Consider the following 26,754-nt stretch of genomic DNA (forward strand, 5'->3'; position numbering starts at 1 on the left):
GAACGCACGACAGCGACGGCCGGCCGGGTAGCGGCGTGTGGACAGGCTCCATCATGCTCACTCGAAGAATGAGCGGGCGGGGCCTGTGGCGGGACGGTGGCGCTTGACACGCGCGGCGCCGGATTGCGCCCACACGCGTACATTGTGCTGGCGCTTGTACCACACGGGCCGCGCACCTTGCTTGACGCGCCAGCTCTTGCGGCCGTTATGGACCTTGTGCGCCGTGTCCCAGGATGGCACGTAGCCGCTGCCCTGGCTGGCCCCGTCGTGCACGCTGGAATCCGTACCGGTCAGCGCATCGTTCAGGGACTGGGTGTGCTCGTGCACTTCCTTGTGGATGGTGCGCTCGACATCGCGCGCGGCGTCCTCGAATTCCGTGCGCATCTTGCGCAATTCGTCGAGTTCGACCTCGCGGCTGACTTCCGCCTTCACATCATTGATATAGCGCTGCGCGCGGCCGACCAGTGCGCCGACCGTGCGCGCCACCTTCGGCAGCCGCTCGGGACCGATCACCACCAGCGCCACCGCGCCGATCAGTGCAAGCTTTGAAATGCCAAGATCGATCATGCGAGGTTCGGAAGGAATAAGCTGCGGCCACGGCGAACGGCCGGGCCGCCGCAACGGCCGCCCGGGCTCGCGCACAAGCCGTCACGCGGACGGGCGCGGCGCGGCGGGCATGGCCGGCTTGGCATTGCTGCCAGGAAGAAAGGCATCAGGCGTGCTGACAAGAGTTGACGCGCGCTCACTGCTGGCGCGACTTTTCCTTGGCTTCGACGTCGATGGTGGTGGCGTCGCGCAGTTCCTTGGAGGGCGCGGCCGGTGCGTCAACCGGATTTCCGTTGGCGTCCTTCATGCCATCCTTGAAGCCTTTCACGGCACCGCCCAGATCCTGGCCGATGTTGCGCAGCTTCTTGGTGCCAAAGACCAGCATGACGATCACCAGCACGATGAGCCAGTGCCAAATGCTAAACGAACCCATTTTCTGCTCCTGATGAAGCCGGGGGCGGCGCCATGCCACCCCGGCTCGTTGTTCCGTCACTGAAGGCCGTGCCGGGCGACGGTTGCCGGCACGGCATCTGACCGGAGGCCGCGCGGCCTTCGGTCCTGCATGGGTTGGCTGCCAGGTCTTTACGGCAGCTGCACCTTCCACTGGTCACGCGGACCGCCAAGCACGTGCAGATGGAGGTGATACACCTCCTGCCCGCCATCCGGACCGGTATTGATAACCGTCCGGAAACCGTTGCCACAGCCYGCCGCGCGCGCCAACTCCGGCACCTTCAACATCATTTTAGCAAGCACCGCGCTTTCACCGGGTCCGCAATCGGCCAGCGAATCGACATGCAACTTGGGAATGAGCAGGAAGTGTACCGGGGCTTTCGGGTGGATATCGTGGAAAGCCAGCATTTCGTCATCTTCGTAAACTTTGCGCGACGGAAGCTGACCGGCCACGATCCGGCAGAAGAGGCAATTTTGCTGTGGATTCATGAAAATTTCATTGCGCGCAGCAAATCAGGTGCACTTTTGCCGCGATGTCAGTGCAGGCGGGCAGCCTTGCCGGCCATCCGCCTGCCTTTCAGGCATGTCCGGACCGCCTTGGCCGGACCGCCACCGGTCCGCTGGCTATCAAAAACGCTGATCCGGGTACATCGGCTTACTGTCGTTCAGGTAGAGCCAGCCCTTGACGATACGATACAACATCCATAAGGACAATACGCCCCACACGGCAAAAGCCAGGGGTATCAGGAACACTGTGACAAACAGCATGCCGCCGAGGATCGCCCACGCCACCGACCACCAGAAGGACCGTATCTGCCAGGCAAAGTGCGAGGCGTAGAGCGTGCCCTGGGTGTCGTCGCGCTTGACGTAGCCAATCACGATGGCAATCAGCGCGGTAATGCCGCCGGTCAGCCAGAAAATGGCGTACAACGCATAAAGAATGTGCGTCAGCTTGCGCAGGCTGGCAAGCCGGTCGTGGTCCGTGGTGATCACCTCTCCCATCTCGTGCTTGCTCCTGGTGGCTGCTGGTGGCTGTCCCATACCCTGCCCGTCCTGTCCAGATGCGCCTCGCCGGCCAGGCCGGCTAGTGCGGGATTCAGCTGCCGTCGGCCTTGYGCCGGGCTTTTTCTTCCAGGCCGGACAGACCTTCGCGGCGGGCCAGTTCGTTGACCACGTCGGCCGGCTGCATGCCGAAGCGGGACAGAAGCACCATGCTATGGAACCAGAGATCGGCCACCTCGTACACCACCTTGGAGACCGACTCCTGGCTCAGCCCCGCCGCGCGGGCATCCTTGGCGGCCATCACGGTTTCGGTGGCTTCCTCGCCGATCTTCTTCAGGATCGCGTCGTCGCCCTTGTGAAACAGGCGCGCCACATAGGACTTATCCGGATCGCCGCCGTTCTCGGGCTTGCGCGATTCCAGCACGCTGGCCAGGCGGGCAAGCATATCGGCGCTGCTCAACTGTTCGTCGCTCATGGCTTGGCTGCGTAAATGGTGGACGGATCCTTGAGCACGGGCTCCACGGTCTGCCAGTCACCGTTGTCGGCGTCGCCATCAAACTTCTGGAAGAAGCAGGAGTGGCGCCCGGTATGGCAGGCGATGCCGTCGTTCTGCGTGACCTTGAGCAAGACCACGTCTTCGTCGCAGTCGAGGCGGATTTCATGCACCTTTTGCACGTGGCCGGATTCCTCGCCCTTGTGCCACAAGCGCTTGCGCGAGCGCGACCAGAACACGGCCTCGCCGATCTCCACGGTGCGCTGCAGCGCCTCGCGGTTCATGAACGCGAACATCAGCACGTCGTTCGAGCCGACTTCCTGGACAATCACCGGCACCAGGCCGTTGTCGTCCCACTTAACCTTGTTGAGCCACTTCTTTGCCATGTCGGTTTGCCGTGTTCAGATCCGCACCGGAATGCCCTCGCGGGCCATGAATGCTTTTGCTTCGCCAACGGTGTGCTGGCCGTAGTGGAAGATGCTGGCGGCCAGCACCGCATCGGCGTGGCCCAGCTTGATGCCGTCGGCCAGGTCCTGCAGTCCGCCCACGCCGCCCGAGGCGATCACCGGGATGGATACCGCATCGCTGACGGCACGGGTGAGTTCGAGATCGAAGCCGCTCTTGGTGCCGTCGCGGTCCATGCTGGTGAGCAGCAGTTCGCCCGCGCCGCGGGCGGCCATCTCGCGCGCCCATGCCACGGCGTCCAGCCCGGTGGCCTTGCGCCCGCCATGGGTGAAGACCTCCCAGCGTGCCGGCTCGCCTGGCGCGGAACTGCGTTTGGCGTCGATCGCGACGACAATGCACTGCGAGCCGTAGCGCGCCGTGGCGTCCGACACCAGTTGCGGGTTGGCGATGGCCGCGGAATTGACGCTGATCTTGTCCGCGCCGGCATTGAGCAGGCGCCGCACGTCTTCCACGGCGCGCACGCCGCCGCCCACCGTCAGCGGGATAAAGACCTGGGAGGCGACCGCCTCGATGATGTGCAGGATCAGGTCGCGCCCGTCGCTGGTCGCGGTGATGTCGAGAAAAGTGATTTCATCGGCGCCCTGCTCGTCATAGCGGCGGGCGATCTCGACCGGATCGCCAGCGTCACGCAATTCGACGAAGTTGACACCCTTGACCACCCGCCCGTTGGTCACGTCGAGGCAGGGGATGATACGTTTGGCTAGCATGAGATTCCTTGCCCGCCACGGCGCCTGCCCTTGCGGGGGCGCCGGTGGCTGCAATTGTCGCGCGCAAGGCGCGTTGTCTTACTGCTCGGCGCCGAGCTTGTCGGCAAGCGCCTGGGCTTCGGCGAAATTGAGATCGCCCGAATAGATTGCGCGGCCGCAGATGACGCCCTCGACGCCGTCCTTTTGCACGCTGCACAGGCGTTCGATATCGGTGAGGTTGTGCAGCCCGCCGCTGGCGATCACCGGGATCGTTGCCGACTGCGCCAGTTTGACGGTGGCATCGATGTTGATGCCCTGCAGCATGCCGTCGCGGCCGATGTCGGTGTAGATGATGGCTTCCACGCCGTAGTCCTCGTACTTGCGCGCGAGGTCGGCAACCTCGTGGCCGGTCAGCTTGCTCCAGCCATCCGTGGCGACCTTGCCTTCACGGGCATCCAGGCCGACGATGATGTGGCCGCCGAACGCCGTGCAGGCGTCCTTGAGGAACCCGGGGTTCTTGACCGCCGCTGTGCCGATGATGACGTACGACAGGCCGCCGTCGAGCCAGCGCTCGATGGTGTTCAGGTCGCGGATGCCGCCGCCGAGCTGGATCGGGATCTCATCGCCCACCTCGGCGATGATGGCCTTGATGGCAGCTTCATTGCGGGGCTTGCCCACGAACGCACCATTGAGGTCGACCAGGTGCAGGCGCCGTGCGCCCTGCTCCACCCAGTGACGTGCCATGGCGGCGGGATCTTCGGAAAAGACGGTGGCCTGGTCCATGTCGCCTTGTTTAAGGCGTACACATTGACCGTCCTTCAGGTCGATGGCCGGAATGAGCAACATAAGTGTGACGAGCGTGTTTGAGTGAAAGAGAAAGTTGAACTAGCCAGCGTAGCCGGTCAGCCCTGTCCCAAAAAAGCCACTATCGACGTTCAGGGATTCCAGTGCACGAAGTTCCGGTACAGCTGCAAGCCCATGGCGGCGCTCTTTTCCGGGTGGAACTGCGTGGCAAAAATATTATCGCGCGCCACCGCGCTCGTAAATAAGGCGCCATATTCCGTTTCGCCGGCAATATGCGCCGGATCCTCCGCATGCACGTAGTAGCTGTGCACGAAATAGAACCAGCTTTCATCGGGGATGCCAGCCCACAGCGGATGGGGGCGCGTTTGCTTCACGCGGTTCCAGCCCATCTGCGGCACCTTGTAGCGCGAACCGTCCGGCTGGGTCATGCCTTCCAGTTCGAAGCGGATCACCTCGCCGGGCAAGAGGCCCAGGCAGGGCGTACGGCCACCGTCCGTTCTACTTTCCTTGCTGAAGTCGAACAGCATCTGTTCGCCAACGCACACTCCCAGCATCGGCTTGCTAGCGGCGGCCTCGATCACGGCCTGTTGCAGGCCCGAGGCGCCCAGTGCGCTCATGCAGTCGGGCATCGCACCCTGGCCTGGCAGCACCACGCGGTCCGCCGCGCGGATCGCCTCCGGCTGGTCCACCACCTGSACRTCCGCTTCCGGYGCCGCGGCRCGCAASGCCTGCGCYACCGAGCGCAGGTTGCCCATGCCGTAATCCACAATTGCTATGGTAGTCATGATTTCAAAACAGGCAACAATGTCTTCAGCCCGTCCACAATGAATTCTACGGCCAGCGCCGACAGGATCAGCCCCATCAGGCGCGTGCCGATATTGATGCCGGTGCGCCCGATCACGCGCGCGATCGGGTCCGCGGCGCGGAACACTATATATACCACTGCGCCAAGCGCGATCCCGATCCCGACCAGAATCAGCAACTGGTACCAGTGCTGGGTCTTGCCGGCATAGACGATCACCGTGCTGATCGAACCAGGTCCGGTCAGCAAGGGCAGCGCCAGCGGCACTACCGCGATACTGGCCTTGGCTTCCGCCTCGTCCTCTTCCTCGGGCGTCGCCTTGGTGCGGCCAGTCTGCGCGTTCAGCATGTTCATGGCCATCATGATCATGATGAGGCCCCCGCCCACCTGCAGCGAGGCCACCGAGATATTGAAGAACTCGATGATCTGCTGGCCCAGCAAGGCGGAGATGCCTACCACCGTCGCCACCGAGATCGACGCGATCTTGATGGTATGCCGCTTTTCTTCTTCAGTCTGCTGGGTGGTCAGGCTGATGAAGAACGGAATCGCCCCGATCGGGTTGATCAGCGCCAGCAGCGAAATGAACGACTTAAGCGTATCCATCGGGTTGGGCGAATGTCGCGCTAATGTCGCGTAAGTACCGCGTTGTACCGCGTTGATCTGATGTTCTCGCCGGCGCAGCAGAACGTACGCACCGGCACGTGAGAGGTAGCGCGTCGGCGAGGTTCAGCCGACGAGGGTGCCCTTGGTCGACGGAATCGTGTTGCCCGCACGGGGATCCATTTCCACCGCCATGCGCAACGCCCGCCCGAAGGCCTTGAACACGGTTTCGCACTGGTGGTGGGCATTGATGCCGCGCAGGTTGTCGATATGCAGCGTCACCGCGGCATGATTGACGAAGCCGCGGAAGAACTCGATGGTGAGGTCGACGTCGAAGCTGCCCACCCGAGCGCGGGTGAACGGTACGTGGAATTCCAGGCCGGGACGGCCGGAGAAGTCGATCACCACGCGCGACAGGCATTCGTCCAGCGGCACATAGCTATGGCCGTAGCGGGTGATGCCTTTCTTGTCGCCGATGGCCTTGGCGACCGCCTGGCCGAGCGCGATGCCGACGTCTTCCACCGTGTGGTGGTCATCGATATGGGTATCGCCGCTGGCTTCGACTTCGAGGTCGAACATGCCATGGCGGGCAATCTGATCCAGCATGTGGTCGAGGAACGGCACGCCGGACGCCAGTTTCTGGCGGCCGGTGCCATCGAGATTCAACGAAACGCGGATCTGCGTTTCCGATGTATTGCGGGTGACCTCTGCAACACGCATGGTGTTAATCCTGCGACGCCGCCTGGAAGGCGGCGAGAAATTGCGCGTTCTCTTCGGGAGTGCTGACCGTGACGCGCAGACAGTTGGCCAGCAATGGGTGCATTTTACCCACGTTCTTGATCAATACCTTGCGCGCAAGCACGCCTTCGAACACACGAGCGGAATCCGCCACGCGCACCAGCAGGAAATTGGCTGCGCTTGGGTACACCGTCACGCCCGGCAAGCCTGCCAGGGCATCGGCCACGGTGGCGCGCTCGGCACGCAGTTGCGCGGCCTGCTGGTCGAGCACATCGACATGCTCGAGCACGAACAGCGCCGTGGCCTCGGTCAGCACATTGACGTTGTACGGCGGGCGCACCTTGTCGATCTGCGACAGCCACTCCGGCGCGCCGGCCAGGTAGCCCAGCCGGATGCCGGCCAGGCCCAGCTTGGAAACGGTGCGCATCACCAACAGGTTGCCGAACTCGGCCAGGCGCGGCATCCAGGTGTCCTGGGCGAACGGCTGGTAGGCTTCGTCAACCACCACCAGGCTCTGGCAGACCTCGCCCTGGGCGGCGCGCACGATGGCTTCCATATCGGCCGCGTCGAACAGGTTGCCGGTGGGATTGTTCGGGTAGGCCAGGTAGACGATGGCGGGCTGGTGCTCGGCCATTGCCGCCAGCATGGCGGCGCGGTCCAGCGTGAAGTCCGCGTTGAGCGGCACGCCGACGAATTCGAGCCCGGCGAACTGGGCCGACATGGCGTACATGACAAAGCCTGGCACCGGTGCCAGCACCTTGGCGCCCGGCTTGGCCACCGCCAGCGCCAGCATGCTGATGATCTCGTCCGAGCCGTTGCCCAGCAGCACATCCATGCCCGCCGGCACGTCCATCACCGTCTTCAGGCGCGCGCGCAGCGCTTCGCTGCTGGGCACCGGATAGCGGTTGAGCGCTACCTCGGCCAGCCGCGCGGCCAGCTTGTCGCGCAGTGCGTCGGGCAGGCGGTAGGGGTTCTCCATCGCGTCCAGCTTTACCAGACCGTGCGAATCCGGCACATGGTAGGCGCCCATGGCGCGTACGTCGTCACGGATGATGCGGTCGATCAGGGAAGGCTGCACTACGGACATGGGATTTACCTCTTGGGTCGACTTGGGTCGGTGGTTTCTGGCCGGCGCCCGGACAAACCCGGGCGCCGGCCGCTTTTGCCTCAGTTGCGCCTGAGGCGGTATTCGGCGCTGCGGGCGTGTGCTTGCAAGCCTTCGCCATAGGCCAGCTCGGCGGCGATCTGGCCAAGCATCTGCGCACCCTGCTCGCTCACCTCGATCAGGCTCGAGCGCTTCTGGAAGTCGTACACGCCCAGCGGCGACGAGAACCGCGCGGTGCGCGAGGTGGGCAGCACGTGATTCGGCCCGGCGCAGTAGTCACCCAGCGACTCGCTCGTATAGCGGCCCAGGAAGATGGCGCCGGCGTGGCGGATCTTCTCGGCCCAGTGGCGCGGGTTCTCGGCGGAAATCTCCAGGTGCTCCGGCGCGATCGCGTTGGCGATCTCGCAGGCCTCGTCCATATCGCGTACCCGGATCAGCGCCCCGCGCCCGGACAGCGAGGCACGGATCACGTCGCGGCGCGGCATGGACTCGATCTGCCGGTGGATGCTTTCCTCCACCTGGGCCAGGTAGTTGGAGTCCGGGCACAGCAGGATGGATTGCGCGAGTTCGTCGTGCTCGGCTTGCGAGAACAGGTCCATCGCCACCCAGTCGGGGTCGGTGGTGCCGTCGCAGATCACCAGGATCTCGGACGGGCCGGCGATCATGTCGATGCCGACGGTGCCGAACACGCGACGCTTGGCCGCCGCCACATAGGCGTTGCCCGGGCCGACGATCTTGTCGACCTGAGGCAGCGTGGCGGTGCCGTAGGCCAGCGCCCCGATCGCCTGCGCGCCACCGATGGTGAACACGCGGTCCACGCCGGCGATCTGCGCCGCGGCCAGCACCAGTTCGTTACGCACGCCGCCCGGCGTGGGCACGACCATGATGACTTCCTTGACGCCYGCCACGCGCGCGGGAATCGCGTTCATCAGCACGGACGACGGATACGCCGCCTTGCCGCCCGGCACGTAGATGCCCACGCGGTCCAGCGGGGTCACCTTTTGCCCCAGCACGGTGCCGTCGGACTCGGTGTACTCCCAGCTATGGCTGCCGCACTCGATCTTCTGCTTCTCGTGGTAAGCGCGCACGCGCGCCGCCGCGGTTTCCAGCGCAGCGCGGCGTTTGGGCTCGAGTTCGTCGAGCGCGGCCTCGAGCTTGGCCGGCGACACTTCCAGCGCGCTCATGGCGCCGGCATCGACGCGGTCGAAACGCTGCGTGTACTCCAGCACCGCGGCATCGCCGCGGGTCTTTACATCGGCGAGGATCTGCGCGACGGCGCGATCGATCGCTTCGTCTTCACCGGCTTCGAAGGCCAGCACCTCGCGCAGCTCGGCCGCAAAGCGCGGCTCGGTCGAATCCAGCCGGCGGATTTCCAGGTTTTCCATAGAATTTTCGTTCATGACTCCATTCCCCAGGCCCTGCTCGCGCGGCATCAGACCAGCGCGGCGGAGGCCCGTTCAAACGCGTCGAGAATCGGGGCTAGCCGCTCACGCTTGAGTTTGAGGGCAGCCTGGTTGACTACCAGGCGCGACGATATCTGCACGATCTCTTCCACTTCGACCAGGTTGTTGGCGCGCAAGGTCCCGCCGGTGCTGACCAGATCGACGATGGCGTCGGCCAGTCCCACCAGGGGCCCGAGTTCCATCGAGCCATACAGCTTGATCAGGTCCACGTGCACGCCCTTCTTGGCGAAGTGCTCGCGCGCGGTCTGCACATATTTGGTGGCCACGGCCAGCCGCGCGCCCTGGCGCACGGCGCTGGCGTAGTCGAAACCGGCCGAGGTCGCCACCGACATGCGGCACTTGGCGATATTCAGGTCGATCGGCGCATACAGCCCCGCCATGCCGTGCTCCATCAGCACGTCCTTGCCGGCCACGCCGAAATCGGCCGCGCCATATTGCACGTAGGTCGGCACATCCGAGGCGCGCACGATGATGACGCGCACATCCGGATCGGAGGTGGGCAGGATCAGCTTGCGCGAGGTTTCCGGATCCTCGGTGACGTGGATGCCGGCCGCTTCCAGCAGCGGCATGGTTTCGGTGAAGATCCGGCCCTTGGAGAGGGCCAGCGTCAACTGGGTCGGGGAGGGGCTCATCTGCGTCCTTGTGTCTTTTCTTGCGAGCTCAGGCGATACGGCGGATCTTGGCGCCCACGGCCGACAGCTTGTCTTCCATGCGGTCGTAGCCGCGGTCCAGGTGATAGATGCGATCGATCACGGTTTCGCCCTCGGCGACCAGCCCGGCGATCACCAGGCTGGCGGAGGCGCGCAGATCGGTCGCCATCACCTTGGCGCCGGACAGCCGGGGCACGCCGGTGACAACCGCGGTATTGCCTTCGACCGCGATATCGGCGCCCAGCCGGTTGAGCTCCTGCACGTGCATGAAGCGGTTTTCGAAAATCGTTTCGGTAATGCGGGCCACGCCGTTGGCGACACTGTTCAGCGCCATGAACTGCGCCTGMATGTCGGTCGGGAAGGCCGGGTACTCGGAAGTGCGGAAGCTCACCGCCTGCGGGCGCCGGGCCATCTGCAGGCGGATCCAGTCGTCACCGGTTTCGATGGTGGCGCCGGCTTCGCGCAGCTTGTCGAGCACGGTGTCCAGGATGCCCGGCTGCACGCCGCGCAGCACCACATCGCCAAGCGTGGCGGCGGCCGCGCACAGGAAGGTGCCGGCCTCGATGCGGTCGGCGATCACGGCGTGGCTCGCGCCGTGCAGGCGCTCCACGCCCTGCACTACAAGGCGGTCGGTGCCGATGCCTTCGATGCGAGCGCCCATCTTGACCAGCAGGTTGGCAAGATCGGTCACTTCCGGCTCGCGCGCGGCGTTTTCCAGCACGGTTTCGCCGTCGGCCAGGGTAGCGGCCATCAGCAGGTTCTCGGTGCCGGTCACGGTGATCATGTCGGTGACCACGCGCGCACCCTTCAGGCGGCTGGCGCGGGCATGGATAAAGCCGTGTTCGATGCTGATCTCGGCGCCCATGGCCTGCAAGCCCTTGATGTGCTGGTCGACCGGGCGCGCGCCAATGGCGCAGCCGCCGGGCAGCGATACGCGCGCCTCGCCGAAGCGCGCCACCAGCGGACCCAGCACCAGGATCGAGGCGCGCATGGTCTTGACCAGCTCGTAGGGGGCCTCGGGCGAATTCACGTCGGCGCCATTCAGCGTGACGCGCGCGCCGTCCTGCTCCGCCTTCACGCCCATCTGGCGCAGCAGCTTGAGCGTGGTGCGCACGTCCTGCAGGTTGGGCACATTGTCCAGCGTAACGGTATCGGCCGTAAGCAGCCCTGCGCACAGGATCGGCAGCGCAGCGTTCTTGGCGCCGGAGACGCGGATCTCGCCTCGCAGCGGGCCATTGCCCTGGATCTCGAGTTTGTCCATGTTCAGTCGTTTCAGGCCGGCTGCCCAAAGGCGTCCGGCGTCATTCATTTCGCTCCCCGCCTGTGCCTCAAAGCGCACAACCGCGGCATCTGGTACCCGAGGCCGCCGCGTTGCGGGACGACCTGCTTGTCACGTCCGGCCTGTCGGGCGGCCAGCTTGTTGGTCCGTCTTACTTGGCCTGGCCCGCCTGCGCCTGCCACTCGGCCGGCGTCAGCGTCTTCATCGACAGCGCGTGGATCTCGGCGCGCATGCGGTCGCCCAGCGCGGCATAGACCTGCTGGTGCCGCTGGATCAGGCGCTTGCCGTCGAATTCGGCGCTGACGATGGTGGCAAAGAAGTGCTGGCCGTCGCCTTCCACTTCCAGGTGTTCGCAGGAGAGGCCTTGGGCGATGTAGTCCCTGACTTGTTGGGGTGTAGGCAGCATGATTGTCTTTTCGCTTTGTTTCTCTGTGTGTCGCGTCGGTTCGCTTGTGGGTTCGGCGGGGCAGACGCCCCCTCAGTGGCGCAGCTTGTAGCCGCTCTTGAGCAGCTGCAGCGCTATCGCCGCAAGCACCACGAACGCTGTACCTACTACCGCGAGACTGAAGGCCGGCGCCACGTCGGAGACACCGAAAAAGCCGTAGCGGAAGCCGTCGATCATGTAGAAGAACGGGTTCGCGTGCGACACCGCCTGCCAGAAGGGAGGCAACGAGTGGATCGAATAAAACACGCCGGAGAGGAAGGTCGCCGGCATGATCAGGAAGTTCTGGAAGGCCGCGAGCTGGTCGAACTTCTCGGCCCAGATTCCCGCGATCAGCCCCAGCGTGCCAAGAATCGCCGCGCCCAGCAAGGCAAACAGCAGGATCCAGCCGATATTGGCGAAATGCAGGTTGGCGAACCAGGCCGTCACCAGCAGCACGCCCAGGCCCACGGCCAGGCCGCGCACGATGGAAGCCACCACGTAGGCACCAAACATTTCCCAGTGCGACAGCGGCGGCAGCATGATGAACACCAGGTTGCCGGTGATCTTGGACTGGATCAGCGACGACGAGCTATTGGCGAAGGCATTCTGCAGCACGCTCATCATCACCAGCCCCGGCACCAGGAAGGCGGTATAGCTGATCTGGTCGTACACCTTCACGCGGTTTTCCAGCACGTGGCCGAAAATCAGCAGATACAGGATCGCGGTCAGCACCGGCGCCGCCACGGTCTGGAAGCTGACCTTCCAGAAGCGCAGCACTTCCTTGTAAAGAAGGGTGCGGAAGCCCACCAGGCCACCCACCGCCATCGGTGCGAGGTGCGTGTTGATGGCGTCTTGGGTGCCGTCGAATTCGGTTGGCATCTTCATGCTGCGGCCTCCACCGCCGTATCCGGCAGCGCGCCCGGCATGTGGCCTTCGCGCCGCATGATCTGCACGAACACGTCCTCCAGGTCGGCCTTGTTGATTTCCATGTCTTCGATCTCGCAACCGGCCTCGCGGCAGGCGGCCAGGATCGGCTCCACCGCCGGATAACCCGACAGCCGCAGCCGAACCGCGCGCTCGCCGGGGTTGGCGGGCATGCGCAGCGGTTCAAGCGCGGCGGGCAGCGCGCCCCTGGAGAACGTCAGCGCCAGCTGCAGCCCTGCGAATTGGCTCAGCAGGTTGCTGGTGCGGTCCAGCGCCACCACCTCGCCGAACTTGAGCATGGCGATGCGATCGCACAACGCCTCGGCTTCTTCCAGGTAGTGCGTGGTGAGAATGATGGTATGGCCCTCGCGATTCAGCCGCGAGATGAACTTCCACAGGGTCTGGCGCAGTTCCACGTCGACCCCGGCGGTCGGCTCGTCGAGCACGATGACCGGCGGCCGGTGCACCAGGGCCTGGGCCACCAGCACGCGCCGCTTCATGCCGCCGGAAAGCTGGCGCATATTGGCGTCGGCCTTGTTGGTGAGATCCAGGTTGGCCATGATCTCGTCGATCCAGTCGTCGTTGCGGGTCAATCCGAAATAGCCGGACTGCAGGCGCAGCGTCTCGCGCACGGTGAAGAAGGGATCGAAGACCAGCTCCTGCGGGACCACGCCCAGCATGCGCCGCGCCAGGCGGTAATCGGACACCACGTCGTGGCCGAGCACGCTGACGCTGCCGGAATCGGCACGGTTCAGGCCCGCCAGGATGGAGATCAGCGTGGTCTTGCCTGCACCGTTGGGGCCGAGCAGGCCGAAGAATTCGCCGCGCTCGACGGTGAAGCTGACACCCTTCAGCGCTTGCAGGTTGCGGTAGCGCTTGCGAACGTCTTTGAGTTCGATGGCTTTCATGGCCGGATACTGTTTGGCAGGCGCGTCGGCTTTTCAGCCTCGCACGCCGGCCTCCTTGAAATGGCGGGGACCGCCTGGGTGCTTCGACCGTGTCTTGTCCGTGCCTTATATGCCGGAACGGTCGAACAACCCGGAATTATAGGGGATACGGGAGTAGTCCCGCTTTGAGCGCGAGGCGTGGCGCGAGCCATCGCCCGGGCATCGCTGTAGCAAGCGCAGGTCAGCAGCTTGCCACGGATGCCGGTTCAATGTCGGTGGGAAAGGGTGCCTTGCTTGCCCTGGGCACCCGCCTGGGGTACCAGTTGCAGCAGGGATTCGACGCCATACAGGGCGGCCAGCTCGATGACTTGTGCCGGTACGCCAATAATTTCGAGCGACTTGCCGCGGCTGGCGGCGTCACGCTGCCAGGCCAGCAGCACGGCGACAGCTGCCGAATCGACCTGGACCAGGCCGCTGCAGTCAACCCGGGCTTCACCCTGGGCCAGGCGTGCCAGGCCGTCACGCAGCACGGCGGCGGCGTTGCGGTTGGTCAGCGAGGTGTCGAGCGAGAGCATCTGGCAGCGGTCCGGGGATGCGGGTCTGGAAAAAAGCACTCCCGCGGGTGCGGGAGCGCTCATTGTAGATCAGTTCGGCCAGTCACGCTGCGCCGGAGGCGGCGCGACGCGCGGGCCTGCCGGTCAGTTCTTGGCGTTGGCGAGCTGGCGGTTGCGGTCTTGCAGTGTCTTGATCACGCCGTCCACGCCCTGCTGGCCCACGATCGTGTTGAAGCTGCCCTTGTAGGCCTCGGTCAGCCAGGCACCCAGCACATTGATGTCATAGACCTTCCAGCCTTGCGGTGTCTTTTCCAGGCGGTAGTCCAGCTGGATCGGCTCCCCCTTGTTGATGACCTGGGTGCGGATGGTGGCGTCGGTATCCTCCGGGCTGCCGCGGTACGGGCGGAACTGCACGGTCTGGTCGCGAATCTGCGCGATGGCGCCGGAGTAGGTACGGATCAGCAGCGTCTTGAACTCGTCGGCAATCTGCTTTTGCTGCTCCGGCGTAGCCTTGGACCAGTTACGGCCCATGGCGATCTGCGTGGTCTTCTGGAAGTTCGCGTTGGGGAGGATCTTCTGCTCCACCAGCGCGGAGATCTTGGTGATATTCCCGGCCTGCATGTCCTTGTCCGCCTTGACGGAGGCCATCACGTCGCCGACCACGGCCTTGACCAGGCCATCGGGCGTGCTGGCATCCTGCGTTTGGGCATGGGCGGCACCGGCAAAGGCAACCACGGTAAGAAAAGGCAGCAAGAGTCGCTTCAGCATCATTTTGTCCTTATCAATCGAACGCACCGGTCACCGGGCTACGGCAACCTTGCGTGTCCCGGCATCAAGGCCGGTAATGGTCACGCGCCGAGTTGGAGTTCGGGCGAGCCGGGGGAGTTCGCAGCGCCAGGAACTCCGACGCCACATTTACATAATTTGTTGCACCGCTCACAGCCATGACACGCGCGCGGCCAGACATACTCAACGGCCAAAGCGAATGCCGCCCGGCATCTGCACCGGTGGCGTGGGCAGCGTCTGGTTTTCCTGCCTGGTGTCGGACGGCTCGCTTGCCGGCGCGGTGTCGTCGCTCTCCGGCGGGTTGCCATCATAGATCTGGTACTCGCGGCGCTGCAGGTAGGCGTCGCGCAGGAACGCATATTTGTCGAGCGCCGCCATCTCGATCAGGCCGGAGGCGCCGAGCAGCGAGGCCCGGGTGTTGACGACACGCACCCCGAACAGCGAGTTGCGAAGCCAGACGGGATCGAGGTACGCCGACGGATCGATCTGGCGGTCCACCAGCATGCCTGCGGTATCGCGCACCGAACTCGGCCCGAAAAGCGGCAGCACCAGGTAAGGTCCGGCCGGCACGCCCCATACGCCCAGCGTCTGCCCGAAGTCTTCCTTGTATTTGGGCAGCCCGGCAGGGGTAGCGATGTCAATCAGGCCGCCGATACCCAGCACACTGTTCATGGCCACGCGCATGGTGTCTTCCACGGCGCGGGCGGGCTTGCCCTGCAGCAGGTTGTTGACAGCCGAGTAGACGTCGCTGACGTTGGAGAAAGCGTTGTCTATCCCGGTACGGATCGGCGACGGAATGAAGTCAGTGTACAACTCGGCGACCGGGCGCAACACGCCCTTGTCGAAGTCGTCGTTGATCTTGAAGACTTCCCGGTTGAAGGGTTCGAGGGGATCTTTCGGGTTGGCGGTCGGGCCGCTCGCGCAACCTGCCATCAAACCCGCTGCCAACACTGCCAGCAACCAATTTCGCCCCGCGCACCAGCGCGCGGCGGCTCGGTTGCCATTCATTTCAGCCCCCCTGCCGCACCGCTGGCGGCGCCCGCGGCACCCCCGCCAGCGTTGTTGCCGCCGGCACCGGCGTCGGCGGCCTTGTTATACAAGAACTGCCCGATCAGGTTTTCCAGCACCACGGCCGATTGCGTCATTGTGATGCGCGAACCCTCGGCCAGCATGGCGGAATCGCCACCCGCCTCAAGACCCAGGTATTGCTCGCCCAGCAAGCCGGAGGTCAGGATTTTGGCCGAAGTGTCCTTGGGGAACTGGTAGCGCTTTTCCAGGTTGACCGTCACGGTCGCCTGGTAGGTCTTGTCGTCGAAGCGGATGTCGGCCACCCGCCCCACCACCACGCCGGCGCTCTTCACCGGGGCGCGCGGCTTCAGGCCGCCAATATTGTCGAAGCGCGCCTGCACCGAGTAGGTCTCCTGGAACGACAGCGAGCTCATGTTGCCGGCCTTCAGCGCCAGGAACAGCAGTGCCACGAAACCCGCCACAACAAACAGCCCAACCCAGAAATCGAGTGTATTTCTTTTCATCTGCGTCTCTTCTTCAAGTACTCCGGCTCCGACGACCGCACCGGCAGGTCAGCTGAACATCAGCGCAGTCAGCAGGAAATCCAGCGCCAGCACGGCCAGCGAGGCAATCACGACGGTACGCGTGGTGGCGCGCGACACACCTTCCGGCGTGGGCTTGGCCTGATAGCCCTGGTACAGCGCTATAAACGTCACCGCGACGCCAAAAATGAAGCTCTTTATGACGCCGTTCAGCACGTCATTCCGAACGTCAACCCCGTTCTGCATCTGCGACCAGAACGCGCCCGCATCCACGCCGATCATCTGCACGCCGACCACATAGCCGCCGAGGATACCGACGGCACTGAAAATCGCCGCCAGGACCGGCATCGCCACCACGCCAGCCCAGAAGCGCGGCGCGATCACGCGCTGCAGCGGATTGACCGCCATCATTTCCATGGCCGTGAGCTGTTCGCCGGCCTTCATCAGGCCGATTTCGGCCGTGAGCGAGGTACCGGCGCGGCCGGCGAACAACAGCGCCGTCACCACCGGACCCAGTTCGCGCACCAGCGACAGGGCCACGAGCAGGCCGAGTGCCTGCTCGGAACCATAGCGATTTAATGTGTAATAACCCTGCAATCCCAGCACGAAGCCGACAAATAACCCCGATACCGCGATGATCACCAGCGACAGGTTGCCGACGAAGAAAATCTGGTCGCTTACCAGCCGGAAGCGTCGCAGCAGCGCCGGCGACATCGCCAGCACTGTGAAGAACATGCGGGTGGCATGACCGAGGCCGATGACCGACTGCCGCACGGCAGAGCCGATGCTTGTGAAGAACCCTATCATCGCCCCGCCCCGCTCGCGAAGTCCTCGGCCAGCGACGGGCCCGGATAGTGGAAGGGCACTGGCCCGTCGGGCTCGGCGTGGACGAACTGGTGCACGAAGGGATCCGACGAAGCGCGCAGGGCCTCGGGCTCGCCTTCGGCGGCAATGCGGCCGTTGGCGATGAAATAGACGTAGTCGGCGATCAGGAAGGTCTCGTTGACGTCGTGCGACACGATGATGGTGGTGGCGCCAAGCGCGTCATTCAGGCTGCGGATCAGGCGCGCGGTCAGGCCCAGCGAGATCGGGTCGAGTCCCGCGAAGGGCTCGTCATACATCAACAGGGCGGGATCGAGCGCGATCGCGCGCGCCAGTGCAACCCGGCGCGCCATGCCGCCGGAGATCTCCGAGGGCATCAGTTCGCGCGCGCCGCGCAGGCCGACGGCGTTGAGCTTCATCAGCACCAGGTCGCGGATCATCGACTCCGGCAAGTCCGTATGTTCGCGCAACGGGAAGGCAACGTTGTCGAACACGGAGAGATCGGTGAACAAGGCGCCAAACTGGAACAGCATGCCCATCTGGCGCCGCACGGCATAGAGGTCATGGCGGTCCAGGGCGGGAATATTGGCGCCGTTGAAGAGCACTTGTCCCTTCTGCGGGCGGACCTGACCGCCGATCAGGCGCATCACGGTGGTTTTGCCGCAGCCCGAGCCGCCCATGACGGCCACCACCTTGCCGCGCGGGAAGCGCATGCTAAGGCCCGACAGGATAGGCTTGCCATTCGCCGTGTAGGCAAAATCGACAGACTGGAGCTCGACGAGGTTTGAGGCGGAATCGGTCACGTTGGCACCGTGTTAGGCGGTCCGCCATTATAAGGGCTACTACCTAGCGGCGCCCGCGCCAGTGTGCCGCAATCCACATCGATGGATCGCAAATAATTGTTTCATCACATTTGACGTGTGCCGGCGCCAGACCAGGCGCCACCTAGGGTTCGGTTGGCCCGCCCGCCTGCCGAAGAATCACCTGCCACTGGATCGACTCCGAGCGAATCGCTGTGGCGAACGCTTCGGGCGAGTCCCGCAACGGCGTCAGGCCGGCCGCCAGCAAGCGATCCCGGACTTCGCGTTCGCCCATCACCGCGTCCAGTTCGCTGGCGATCCGCGCCACGATGGCATGCGGCGTCTTGGCCGGGGCAATGACGCCATACCAGGCTCCCGCCCCGTAGCCGTCCAGCCCGGATTCCTGCAGGGTGGGCACCGCGGGCGCAACTTGTGAACGCACCACACCAGTCACGCCAAGCAGGCGCAGGTTGCCATTCTTGACGTGTGCCTGTACCGATGCAAACGAGCAAAAACAGGCGCTGATGCGTCCGGCAAGCATCTCTTGCACCACGGCTCCCTCGCCCTTGGCTATAACCAGCGGCACCCCGTTGGGGACGCCGTGCACGGCGTATTGGGCATAGAGGTGCGAAGGGCTACCGGCCTGGCCGGAGCCATAACTGTAGGAGGCGGGGTTGGCATTGACCGCCGTCAGCCATTGCTGCGGCGTGCGCATCGGCAGACGCGCATCGATCACGAGGAACAGCGGCATGGTGGCCACGCGCGCCACCGGCGTGAAGTCGCGCACCACGTCGTAGGGCACGGGCTCCAGGCCGGGCTGGATCAGCATGGTGGCCTGGTGGAACAGCAAGGTATGCCCGTCGGAACTCGCCTTGGCCACCACGTCGCCCGCTGTGGTGCCGCCCGCGCCGGGCCGGTTATCGACATCGACCGGCACGCCGAGGCGTACCGCCAGCCGCTCGGCCAGCAAGCGCGCCACGGCGTCCGGCACGCCGCCGGCGGGAAAGGGCACGATCAGGCGGATCGGCCGGACAGGAAACGATATGGGGCGGGTGAATGCGGTTTGAGTCGGGGTTGCCTGTGGGGTTGCCGGCCGCGCCTGGACGGGGCCGCCGGTGCCRGCCACCAGGCCGGCGAGGCAAAGCAGCGCGAAGACCCGGATCCGGGACGCGACGCGCGATGCCATCCCCTGCCAAGGGAAGCAAAAAACAGGCGAAACAAACAGCGGATGCCTGGCACGCAAGTGGGGCTGCTGACCAGCCGGCTTTGCAGCGGGGTGAAGCAACATCGCCTTACCTCGCCAAAGCCGCGAAAAAATGCGCACTTCGGACATCAATTCCTCCGGGCCACAGGCATTGCCGGTGACATCTCTATCGGCTGAAAAGGGGGTTAGCGAGGCAGTCTTTGATTTAATTGTCAGGTCATTCTACGAAGATTGCCTAGAGCCGCACAGACCACGTTAACCATAGCCGGGACAACCCTGTGGGGAGGGCATGCCGCAGCTTCCCGGCCGGCTCCGGCACACTGACGCATGGCCAGCCTCGAGAGTGGCCGGGCCGTCCGGCAGCACCCTGCTCCGGCGGTTTGCGGCGTGTCGAGTGCGGCATCGCCGTGCCTTCGGCACGCAACGCCCCCTATAATCGCCGGCCATGAGCGAATGCATTCTCCGGCCCATGCGGCCCACCGACCTGCCCGCCGTGCTGGAAATCCAGGCCCAGTGCTATCGCGGCATGCTGCTCGAATCCGGCGCCGCCCTGGCCAGCCGGCTGACGCTGTCGCCGGCCACCTGCTGGGTGGCGGCGCGCGCCGGACGGAACGAGACGCTGGCAGCTTATCTGTTTACCCATATGTGGCCGCAGGACAGCCTGCCACCGCTCGACGGCGTCCTGGAACCTCACTGGGCGTGGAGTGATGAGTCCGGGCGGGCTCCAGCCGAGCCGGCTGCGGCACTCACCTGGTTTGTGCACGATATGGCGGTGGCGCCTGCCGGCCAGGGCAAGGGTCTGGCTCAGGGACTTTACGTAGCCGCCCGCGCGGCGGCGCTGGACGCCGGGCTGCGCTCGTCGCGGCTGGTCGCCGTGCAATCGGCAGCACCGTGGTGGCGCAGACTCGGGTACGAAAAAATTGCCTCGGCTGACGACGCATTCGACGCCAAGCTGTCGGCCTATGGCGCCGACGCCGTGCTGATGGGCCGCGCCCTGCAGCCGGCCTGACCGGACGCCAATAAAAAAAACCCGCCCGGCTTGCGCGGGGCGGGTTTTGCAACGAGAGCAGCGCCTTAGCGCGGCAGCTCGGAGTGTCCCATCAGGAAGGCATCGACCGAACGCGCGGCCTGGCGGCCTTCGCGGATCGCCCACACCACCAGCGACTGGCCGCGGCGCACGTCGCCAGCGGCGAACACCTTGGGCACGTTGGTGTGGTACGCGCGCTCGCCTTCCGTGGCGGCACGGGCGTTCTTGCGAGCGTCGGTGTCCACCCCGAAGGCGCTCAGCAGCGAGCCCACCGGGTTGGTGAAGCCCATCGCCAGCAGTACGAGGTCAGCCTTGAGGATGAACTCGCTGTCCGGCACTTCCTGCATCTTGCCGTCCTTCCACTCGACGCGGCAGGCCTTGAGCGCGGTGATCTTGCCGTTCTCGCCGATGAATTCCTTGGTAGCAACCGACCAGTCGCGATCGCAGCCTTCATCGTGCGACGACGAGGTGCGCAGCTTGATCGGCCAGTACGGCCACACCAGCGGCTTGTTTTCCTCTTCCGGCGGCTGCGGCAGCAGTTCGAACTGGACGACCGATTCGGCGCCGTGGCGGTTCGAGGTGCCCACGCAGTCGGAGCCGGTATCGCCGCCGCCGATCACGATGACGTGCTTGCCTTCGGCACGGATCTCGTTGGGCGCGTCGCCAGCCACTTCCTTGTTCTGCGGGATCAGGAATTCCAGCGCGTAGTGAATACCGGACAGGTCGCGGCCGGGAACCGGCAGATCGCGCGGCACTTCGGAGCCGCCCGCCAGCACGACGGCGTCGAACTGGTCTTGCAGCGCCTGTGCCGAAATGGTCTCACGCGCATAGTTCTTGATGCCGGCCGGCAATTCGCCGTCGGTCACCATCACGCCGGCGCGGAAGGTCACGCCTTCGGCCTGCATCTGCTCCATGCGGCGGTCGATCAGCCACTTTTCCAGCTTGAAGTCGGGGATGCCGTAGCGCAGCAGRCCACCGATGCGATCGTTCTTCTCGAACACCGTCACGTCGTGGCCGGCGCGCGCCAGCTGTTGGGCAACGGCCATKCCGGCGGGGCCGGAACCGACCACCGCAACGGTTTTGCCGGTCTTGTGCTTGGGCGGCTGCGGGGCAACCCAGCCTTCTTCCCAGGCCTTGTCGATGATGGCGTGCTCGATCGACTTGATGCCGACCGGTGCTTCATTGATGCCCAGCGTGCAGGCGGCCTCGCACGGTGCCGGGCAGATGCGGCCCGTGAACTCGGGGAAGTTGTTGGTCTGGTGCAGCACCTCGATGGCCGACTTCCAGTCCTGGCGATACACCAGGTCGTTGAAGTCGGGAATGATGTTATTGACCGGGCAGCCGTTGTTGCAGAACGGAATGCCGCAGTCCATGCAGCGCGCGCCCTGGATCTTCGCTTCGCTGTCGGACAGCGCGAAAACGAATTCCTTGTAGTGCTTCACGCGCTTGGCTACGGGCTCGTAACCTTCATTCTGGCGCGGAAATTCGAGAAAGCCAGTCGCCTTACCCATGTTGCGTCCTTGGTCTTGCTGGGCGGGACCGGCGCTCGCGCCGGTCCCGCTGTGAGGTCAGTATCTTGTGAGGCCGGCGGCGCCGATGCGCCGCCGCTCATGCTTGGTCGGGCTCGCCGCCCGGGCCGGCTTAGGCTGCGATACGGTCGCTATCCTTCGCTTCCTGCTCCTTGGCGTACATTTCGCCCAGCGCGCGCTTGTACTCGGTCGGGAAGACCTTGACGAACTTGCGGCGCGAGGTAGCCCAGTCGGCCAGCAACGCCTTGGCGCGCTCGGAACCCGTGAAGCGGAAGTGCTGCTCGATCAGGCCCTTGAGGATGACTTCGTCGAGCTGGCGCTGGCCGTCCACCTTGTGCCAGGAGGCCGGGGACTGGCCCTTCTCCTGGTCCGCCGCGGCGAGCACCGTTTCCAGTGCCACCATCGAGGTGTTGCAGCGCTTGTCGAACAGGCCGTCCTCGTCATAGACGTAGGCCATGCCGCCCGACATGCCGGCCGCGAAGTTGCGTCCGGTGCCGCCCAGCACCACCACGGTACCGCCGGTCATGTACTCGCAGCCATGGTCGCCGGTGCCTTCCACCACTGCGGACGCGCCCGAGTTGCGCACCGCGAAGCGTTCGCCTGCCACGCCGTTGAAGAAGGCTTCGCCGGCAATCGCGCCGTAAAGCACGGTGTTGCCCACGATGATGTTGCGGGTCGGATCGCCACGAAACTCGTGCGGAGCGCGCACGATCACGCGGCCGCCCGACAGGCCCTTGCCCACGTAGTCGTTGCCGTCGCCCACCAGGTCCAGCGTGATGCCATGCGCCAGGAAGGCGCCGAAGGACTGGCCGGCGGTGCCTTGCAACTGGATGTGGATGGTGTCGTCAGGCAGGCCTTCGTGGCCGTACTGCTTGGCCACCACGCCCGAGAGCATCGCGCCGACGGTGCGGTTGACATTCTTCACCGGCTGGATGAACGACACGCGCTCACCCTTGTCGATGGCCAGGCGGGCCTTGGCGATCAGCACATGGTCGAGCGCCTTGCCGGCTTCGACCGACAGGCCGTGGTCCTGCCCATCGGTGTGGAAACGCGGCAGCTCGGCCGGGAACGGCACCTGGTAGAAGATGCGCGAAAAATCGAGGCCGCGCGCCTTCCAGTGCTCGATGGCCGGCTTGGTGTCGAGCAGGTCGGCACGGCCGATCAGTTCGTCGAAGGTGCGGATACCCAGTTGCGCCATGATCTCGCGGGCTTCCTCGGCAACGAAGAAGAAGAAGTTCACCACATGCTCGGGCTTGCCCTGGAATTTCTTGCGCAGCACCGGATCCTGCGTGGCCACGCCCACCGGGCAGGTGTTCAGGTGGCACTTGCGCATCATGATGCAGCCTTCGGCCACCAGCGGCGCGGTGGCGAAGCCGAACTCGTCAGCGCCCAGCAGCGCGCCGATGACGACGTCGCGGCCAGTCTTCATCTGGCCGTCGGCCTGCACGCGGATGCGGTTGCGCAGACCGTTGAGCATCAGCGTCTGCTGCGTCTCGGACAAGCCGAGCTCCCAAGGCGTGCCGGCGTGCTTGATCGACGACCACGGCGAAGCGCCGGTGCCGCCATCATGGCCGGCGATCACGACGTGATCCGCCTTGGCCTTGGCCACGCCCGCGGCCACGGTGCCCACGCCCACTTCCGACACCAGCTTGACGGAGATATCGGATGCCGGGTTGACGTTCTTCAGGTCGTGGATCAGCTGYGCCAGRTCCTCGATCGAGTAGATGTCRTGGTGCGGCGGCGGCGAGATCAGGCCAACGCCCGGCACCGAGTAACGCAGCTTGCCGATGTAGTCCGAGACCTTGTGGCCGGGCAGCTGGCCTCCTTCGCCGGGCTTGGCGCCCTGCGCCATCTTGATCTGGATCTGGTCTGCCGAAGCCAGGTACTCGGCGGTCACGCCGAAACGGCCGGAGGCCACCTGCTTGATCTTCGAGCGCAGCGAGTCGCCGGCCTCCAGTTCCAGGTCGCGCACCACGGCTTCGGAGCCCAGCAGGCCCTGCAGGGTGTCGCCCTTCTTGATGGGGATGCCGCGCAGTTCGTTGCGGTAGCGCTTCTCGTCCTCGCCACCTTCGCCGGTGTTGGACTTGCCGCCGATGCGGTTCATCGCCACGGCCAGCGTGGTGTGCGCCTCGGTGGAGATCGAGCCCAGCGACATGGCGCCGGTCGCGAAGCGCTTGACGATGTCCTTGGCCGATTCCACTTCTTCCAGCGGAATGGCGCGCGCCGGATCAACCTTGAACTCGAACAGGCCGCGCAGCGTCATGTGACGGCGGCTCTGGTCGTTGATGATGTTGGCGTATTCCTTGTACGTCTGGTACGCGCCCTTGCCGTCGTCGGCACGCACGGCGTGCTGCAGCTTGGCCACCGAATCCGGGGTCCACATGTGCTCTTCGCCACGCACACGGTAGGCATACTCGCCGCCGGTGTCGAGCATGGTGTCCAGCACCGGGTTGTCGCCAAAGGYGTCCTGGTGCAGGCGCAGCGCTTCCTCGGCCACCTCGAAGATGCCGATGCCTTCGACATTCGATGCGGTACCGTGGAAATACTTCTGCACCAGTTCGCGCGACAGGCCGATGGCTTCGAAGATCTGCGCGCCGGTGTACGACATATAGGTGGAGATGCCCATCTTGGACATCACCTTCTGCAGGCCCTTGCCGACCGCCTTGACGAAGTTCTTGACCGCCTTCTCGGGCGACAGGTCGCCGGACAAGCCTTGCGCCATGTCGGCCAGCGTTTCCATCGCCAGGTACGGGTGCACGGCTTCCGCGCCGTAGCCGGCCAGCAATGCGAAGTGGTGCACTTCGCGCGCCGTGCCGGTTTCCACCACCAGGCCAGCCGAGGTGCGCAGGCCCTTGTCCACCAGGTGGTGATGAATGGCCGACGTGGCCAGCAGCGCGGGAATCGCCACGTGATCCGCATCGACGCGGCGGTCCGACACGATCAGGATGTTGTAGCCCGAACGCACCGCGTCCACGGCTTCCGCACACAGCGAGGCCAGGCGGGCTTCGATGCCTTCCTTGCCCCATGCCTTCGGATAGCAGATGTTCAGCTCGTACGAACGGAACTTGCCGCCGGTGTAGTGCTCGATGTTGCGGATCTTGGCGATGTCCTTGAAGTCCAGCACAGGCTGGGACACTTCGAGGCGCATCGGCGGGTTGATGTTGTTCAGCTCGAGCAGGTTGGGCTTGGGTCCGATGAAGGACACCAGCGACATCACCATGTTCTCGCGGATCGGGTCGATCGGCGGGTTGGTGACCTGGGCGAACAGCTGCTTGAAGTAGTGGTACAGCGTCTTGTTCTTGGACGACAGCACGGCCAGCGGGCTGTCATTGCCCATCGAACCGGTGGCTTCCTCGCCGGCCAGCGCCATCGGCGCCATCAGGAACTTGACGTCTTCCTGGGTGTAGCCGAAGGCTTGCTGGCGATCCAGCAGGCGCGCGTCGGGCTTCTTCTCGGCGGCCACGTCCTCGGGCTTGGCGTCGAGCTCGTCGAGCTTGATGCGCACGGCGTCGATCCAGCTCTTGTAGGGCTTGGCGTTGGCCAGGTTGTCCTTGAGTTCCTTGTCGTCGATGATGCGGCCTTGCTCCATGTCGATCAGGAACATCTTGCCCGGCTGCAGGCGCCACTTTTGCACGATGCGCGACTCGGGGAACGGCAGCACGCCGGCTTCCGACGCCAGCACCACAATGTCGTCCTCGGTCACATAGAAACGCGCCGGGCGCAGGCCGTTACGGTCCAGCGTGGCGCCGATCTGGCGGCCATCGGTGAAGCAGATTGCGGCGGGGCCGTCCCACGGCTCCATCATGGCGGCGTGGTATTCGTAGAAGGCGCGGCGGTTGTCGTCCATCAGCGTGTGCTGTTCCCAGGCTTCCGGGATCATCATCATCATCGCGTGGACGAGCGGGTAGCCCGCCATCGTCAGCAGTTCGAGGCAATTGTCGAACGATGCGGTATCCGACTGGCCGGGGTAGATCAGCGGCCACAGCTTGGGCAGGTCGTCGCCCAGCACCGGCGACGAGATCGCGCCGGTACGTGCGTTGACCCAGTTCACATTGCCCTTGACCGTGTTGATTTCGCCGTTGTGGGCGACCATGCGATACGGGTGGGCCAGTTCCCAGGCCGGGAAGGTGTTGGTSGAGAAGCGCTGGTGCACCAGGGCCAGSGCCGACACGGMRCGCGGGTCCTGCAGGTCGAGRTAGTAKTCGCCGACCTGGTYGGCCAGCAGCAGACCCTTGTACACCACCGTGCGCGCCGACATCGACGGCACGAAGTATTCCTTGCCGTGCTTGAGCTTGAGCGCCTGGATGGCGTGGCTGGCGGTCTTGCGGATCACATAGAGCTTACGTTCCAGTGCGTCCGTGGTCATGATGTCGCGGCCGCGACCGATGAAAATCTGGCGGATCACCGGCTCGGTGGTGCGCACCGTCGGCGACATCGGCATGGCGGCATCCACCGGCACATCGCGCCAGCCCAGCACGACCTGGCCTTCCAGGCGCACGGTGCGCTCGAGCTCTTGCTCGCAAGCCAGGCGGGATGCGTGTTCCTTCGGCAGGAAGATCATGCCCACGCCGTACTCGCCGGACGGCGGCAGGGTCACGCCCTGCTTGGCCATTTCCTCGCGGTAGAACTGGTCCGGGATCTGGATCAGGATACCGGCACCGTCGCCCATCAGCGCATCGGCGCCAACCGCGCCCCGGTGGTCCAGGTTTTCCAGGATCTTCAGGCCTTGCTGGACGATCTCGTGGCTCTTCTTGCCCTTGATGTGGGCGACCATGCCGACGCCGCAGGCATCTTTTTCATTGGCGGGGTCGTACATGCCCTGGGCTTGGGGACGCGAGGCAGGCGCGTACGCGGCGGCAGACTCTGCGGCCTGCGCTTGGGCCATCGTTGGCTTCGATTGGGATTGCGATTGGTCCACGGGCTTGATTCCGGTGAGGGCTGCGCAGCCAGCAAGGCAGACCGGAACGGGAACCGCACTCTTCCACCGGGGCCGGTCGTAAACCGGGATCGGGGCAACGAGAGAGACAGCGGGGCCGCAGCGGCGTACACAGGCGTGACGCGCCGCACAATGAATGTGGGTGGAGGAACTATAAAAGAATCGTACCCGTCCCGCAAAATTTTTAAATGGGGTCAGAACATAATTAATCTCGCACCACTTCAGGGA

General features: G+C 64.8%; 28 protein-coding genes. 1 reads left to right on the forward strand and 27 read right to left on the reverse strand.

What is annotated here, in order from left to right:
• Positions 1–57: 57 nt before the first annotated feature.
• From tatB to AC1DKD_RS06325, 25 genes are all read right to left on the reverse strand, one after another.
• On the reverse strand, positions 58–567 hold the full coding sequence (gene tatB / locus AC1DKD_RS06205; protein ID WP_035870659.1) for a Sec-independent protein translocase protein TatB: 510 nt from the start codon (positions 565–567) through the stop codon (positions 58–60).
• A gap of 175 nt (positions 568–742) precedes the next feature.
• Positions 743–979, reverse strand: coding sequence for a Sec-independent protein translocase subunit TatA (gene tatA, locus AC1DKD_RS06210; RefSeq protein WP_035870661.1), 237 nt, complete (start codon positions 977–979; stop codon positions 743–745).
• A 149-nt stretch (positions 980–1,128) separates the two neighbouring features.
• A complete protein-coding gene (locus tag AC1DKD_RS06215) occupies positions 1,129–1,485 on the reverse strand; it encodes a histidine triad nucleotide-binding protein (protein ID WP_441628882.1) in 357 nt (118 codons plus the stop codon).
• A 138-nt stretch (positions 1,486–1,623) separates the two neighbouring features.
• Positions 1,624–1,998 carry a DUF4870 family protein gene (locus AC1DKD_RS06220; RefSeq protein WP_035870665.1) on the reverse strand — a complete coding sequence of 125 codons (375 nt, stop codon included), beginning with the start codon at positions 1,996–1,998 and terminating at the stop codon, positions 1,624–1,626.
• A gap of 94 nt (positions 1,999–2,092) precedes the next feature.
• Complete coding sequence (locus AC1DKD_RS06225; RefSeq protein WP_477143100.1) at positions 2,093–2,473, reverse strand: phosphoribosyl-ATP diphosphatase; 381 nt, start codon at positions 2,471–2,473, stop codon at positions 2,093–2,095.
• Complete coding sequence (gene hisI, locus AC1DKD_RS06230) at positions 2,470–2,877, reverse strand: phosphoribosyl-AMP cyclohydrolase (RefSeq protein ID WP_035870669.1); 408 nt, start codon at positions 2,875–2,877, stop codon at positions 2,470–2,472. Before hisI ends, AC1DKD_RS06225 begins: the two co-directional genes overlap by 4 nt.
• Positions 2,878–2,892: 15 nt before the next feature.
• On the reverse strand, positions 2,893–3,663 hold the full coding sequence (hisF, locus tag AC1DKD_RS06235) for an imidazole glycerol phosphate synthase subunit HisF (RefSeq protein ID WP_441628878.1): 771 nt from the start codon (positions 3,661–3,663) through the stop codon (positions 2,893–2,895).
• A 78-nt stretch (positions 3,664–3,741) separates the two neighbouring features.
• Complete coding sequence (hisA, locus tag AC1DKD_RS06240) at positions 3,742–4,488, reverse strand: 1-(5-phosphoribosyl)-5-[(5-phosphoribosylamino)methylideneamino]imidazole-4-carboxamide isomerase (RefSeq protein ID WP_035870672.1); 747 nt, start codon at positions 4,486–4,488, stop codon at positions 3,742–3,744.
• Between the two features lie 89 nt (positions 4,489–4,577).
• On the reverse strand, positions 4,578–5,231 hold the full coding sequence (hisH, locus tag AC1DKD_RS06245; protein ID WP_441628875.1) for an imidazole glycerol phosphate synthase subunit HisH: 654 nt from the start codon (positions 5,229–5,231) through the stop codon (positions 4,578–4,580).
• Positions 5,228–5,851 (reverse strand): YchE family NAAT transporter, encoded by a 624-nt coding sequence (locus AC1DKD_RS06250; protein WP_035870676.1) that lies wholly within the window; start codon positions 5,849–5,851, stop codon positions 5,228–5,230. The genes hisH and AC1DKD_RS06250 overlap by 4 nt, the downstream gene beginning before the upstream one ends.
• Before the next feature lie 123 nt (positions 5,852–5,974).
• Positions 5,975–6,568, reverse strand: a complete 594-nt coding sequence (gene hisB, locus AC1DKD_RS06255; RefSeq protein WP_006159655.1) for an imidazoleglycerol-phosphate dehydratase HisB — start codon at positions 6,566–6,568, stop codon at positions 5,975–5,977.
• A gap of 4 nt (positions 6,569–6,572) precedes the next feature.
• Positions 6,573–7,673, reverse strand: a complete 1,101-nt coding sequence (hisC, locus tag AC1DKD_RS06260; protein ID WP_441628873.1) for a histidinol-phosphate transaminase — start codon at positions 7,671–7,673, stop codon at positions 6,573–6,575.
• A gap of 80 nt (positions 7,674–7,753) precedes the next feature.
• The gene (gene hisD, locus AC1DKD_RS06265) at positions 7,754–9,091 is read right to left on the reverse strand and encodes a histidinol dehydrogenase (RefSeq protein ID WP_441628871.1); all 1,338 of its coding nucleotides are present in this window, start codon (positions 9,089–9,091) and stop codon (positions 7,754–7,756) included.
• Positions 9,092–9,123: 32 nt separating this feature from the next.
• Positions 9,124–9,786, reverse strand: coding sequence for an ATP phosphoribosyltransferase (gene hisG / locus AC1DKD_RS06270; protein WP_035870681.1), 663 nt, complete (start codon positions 9,784–9,786; stop codon positions 9,124–9,126).
• Positions 9,787–9,814: 28 nt separating this feature from the next.
• The gene (gene murA, locus AC1DKD_RS06275; protein WP_477143101.1) at positions 9,815–11,065 is read right to left on the reverse strand and encodes a UDP-N-acetylglucosamine 1-carboxyvinyltransferase; all 1,251 of its coding nucleotides are present in this window, start codon (positions 11,063–11,065) and stop codon (positions 9,815–9,817) included.
• Between the two features lie 169 nt (positions 11,066–11,234).
• The gene (locus AC1DKD_RS06280; protein WP_045238801.1) at positions 11,235–11,489 is read right to left on the reverse strand and encodes a BolA family protein; all 255 of its coding nucleotides are present in this window, start codon (positions 11,487–11,489) and stop codon (positions 11,235–11,237) included.
• 72 nt (positions 11,490–11,561) lie between these two features.
• The gene (locus AC1DKD_RS06285; RefSeq protein WP_152561906.1) at positions 11,562–12,332 is read right to left on the reverse strand and encodes an ABC transporter permease; all 771 of its coding nucleotides are present in this window, start codon (positions 12,330–12,332) and stop codon (positions 11,562–11,564) included.
• A gap of 56 nt (positions 12,333–12,388) precedes the next feature.
• The gene (locus AC1DKD_RS06290) at positions 12,389–13,339 is read right to left on the reverse strand and encodes an ABC transporter ATP-binding protein (RefSeq protein ID WP_441628868.1); all 951 of its coding nucleotides are present in this window, start codon (positions 13,337–13,339) and stop codon (positions 12,389–12,391) included.
• Positions 13,340–13,584: 245 nt separating this feature from the next.
• A complete protein-coding gene (locus AC1DKD_RS06295) occupies positions 13,585–13,893 on the reverse strand; it encodes an STAS domain-containing protein (RefSeq protein ID WP_441628866.1) in 309 nt (102 codons plus the stop codon).
• Between the two features lie 123 nt (positions 13,894–14,016).
• A complete protein-coding gene (locus AC1DKD_RS06300) occupies positions 14,017–14,640 on the reverse strand; it encodes an MlaC/ttg2D family ABC transporter substrate-binding protein (RefSeq protein WP_035870800.1) in 624 nt (207 codons plus the stop codon).
• Between the two features lie 201 nt (positions 14,641–14,841).
• Positions 14,842–15,666 carry an MlaA family lipoprotein gene (locus AC1DKD_RS06305; protein WP_441628864.1) on the reverse strand — a complete coding sequence of 275 codons (825 nt, stop codon included), beginning with the start codon at positions 15,664–15,666 and terminating at the stop codon, positions 14,842–14,844.
• A complete protein-coding gene (gene mlaD, locus AC1DKD_RS06310) occupies positions 15,663–16,190 on the reverse strand; it encodes an outer membrane lipid asymmetry maintenance protein MlaD (protein ID WP_045238797.1) in 528 nt (175 codons plus the stop codon). Before mlaD ends, AC1DKD_RS06305 begins: the two co-directional genes overlap by 4 nt.
• A gap of 48 nt (positions 16,191–16,238) precedes the next feature.
• Positions 16,239–17,015, reverse strand: a complete 777-nt coding sequence (gene mlaE / locus AC1DKD_RS06315) for a lipid asymmetry maintenance ABC transporter permease subunit MlaE (RefSeq protein ID WP_045238796.1) — start codon at positions 17,013–17,015, stop codon at positions 16,239–16,241.
• Positions 17,012–17,833, reverse strand: a complete 822-nt coding sequence (locus tag AC1DKD_RS06320; protein WP_441628861.1) for an ABC transporter ATP-binding protein — start codon at positions 17,831–17,833, stop codon at positions 17,012–17,014. The genes mlaE and AC1DKD_RS06320 overlap by 4 nt, the downstream gene beginning before the upstream one ends.
• 142 nt (positions 17,834–17,975) lie before the next feature.
• Entirely contained in the window at positions 17,976–19,163 is a 1,188-nt protein-coding gene (locus AC1DKD_RS06325) for a Bug family tripartite tricarboxylate transporter substrate binding protein (protein WP_441628859.1), read from the reverse strand.
• 316 nt (positions 19,164–19,479) lie between these two features.
• Here AC1DKD_RS06325 and AC1DKD_RS06330 point away from each other — a divergent pair, with 316 nt between their 5' ends.
• Positions 19,480–20,043 (forward strand): GNAT family N-acetyltransferase, encoded by a 564-nt coding sequence (locus tag AC1DKD_RS06330; protein ID WP_441628857.1) that lies wholly within the window; start codon positions 19,480–19,482, stop codon positions 20,041–20,043.
• Between the two features lie 65 nt (positions 20,044–20,108).
• On the opposite strand, the gene AC1DKD_RS06335 is transcribed toward AC1DKD_RS06330, so the two are convergent.
• Entirely contained in the window at positions 20,109–21,572 is a 1,464-nt protein-coding gene (locus AC1DKD_RS06335; protein ID WP_276286475.1) for a glutamate synthase subunit beta, read from the reverse strand.
• Between the two features lie 130 nt (positions 21,573–21,702).
• Complete coding sequence (locus tag AC1DKD_RS06340) at positions 21,703–26,475, reverse strand: glutamate synthase-related protein (protein ID WP_477143102.1); 4,773 nt, start codon at positions 26,473–26,475, stop codon at positions 21,703–21,705.
• Between the last annotated feature and the right edge of the window lie 279 nt (positions 26,476–26,754).

Source organism: Cupriavidus sp. 05T313, assembly GCF_056396665.1.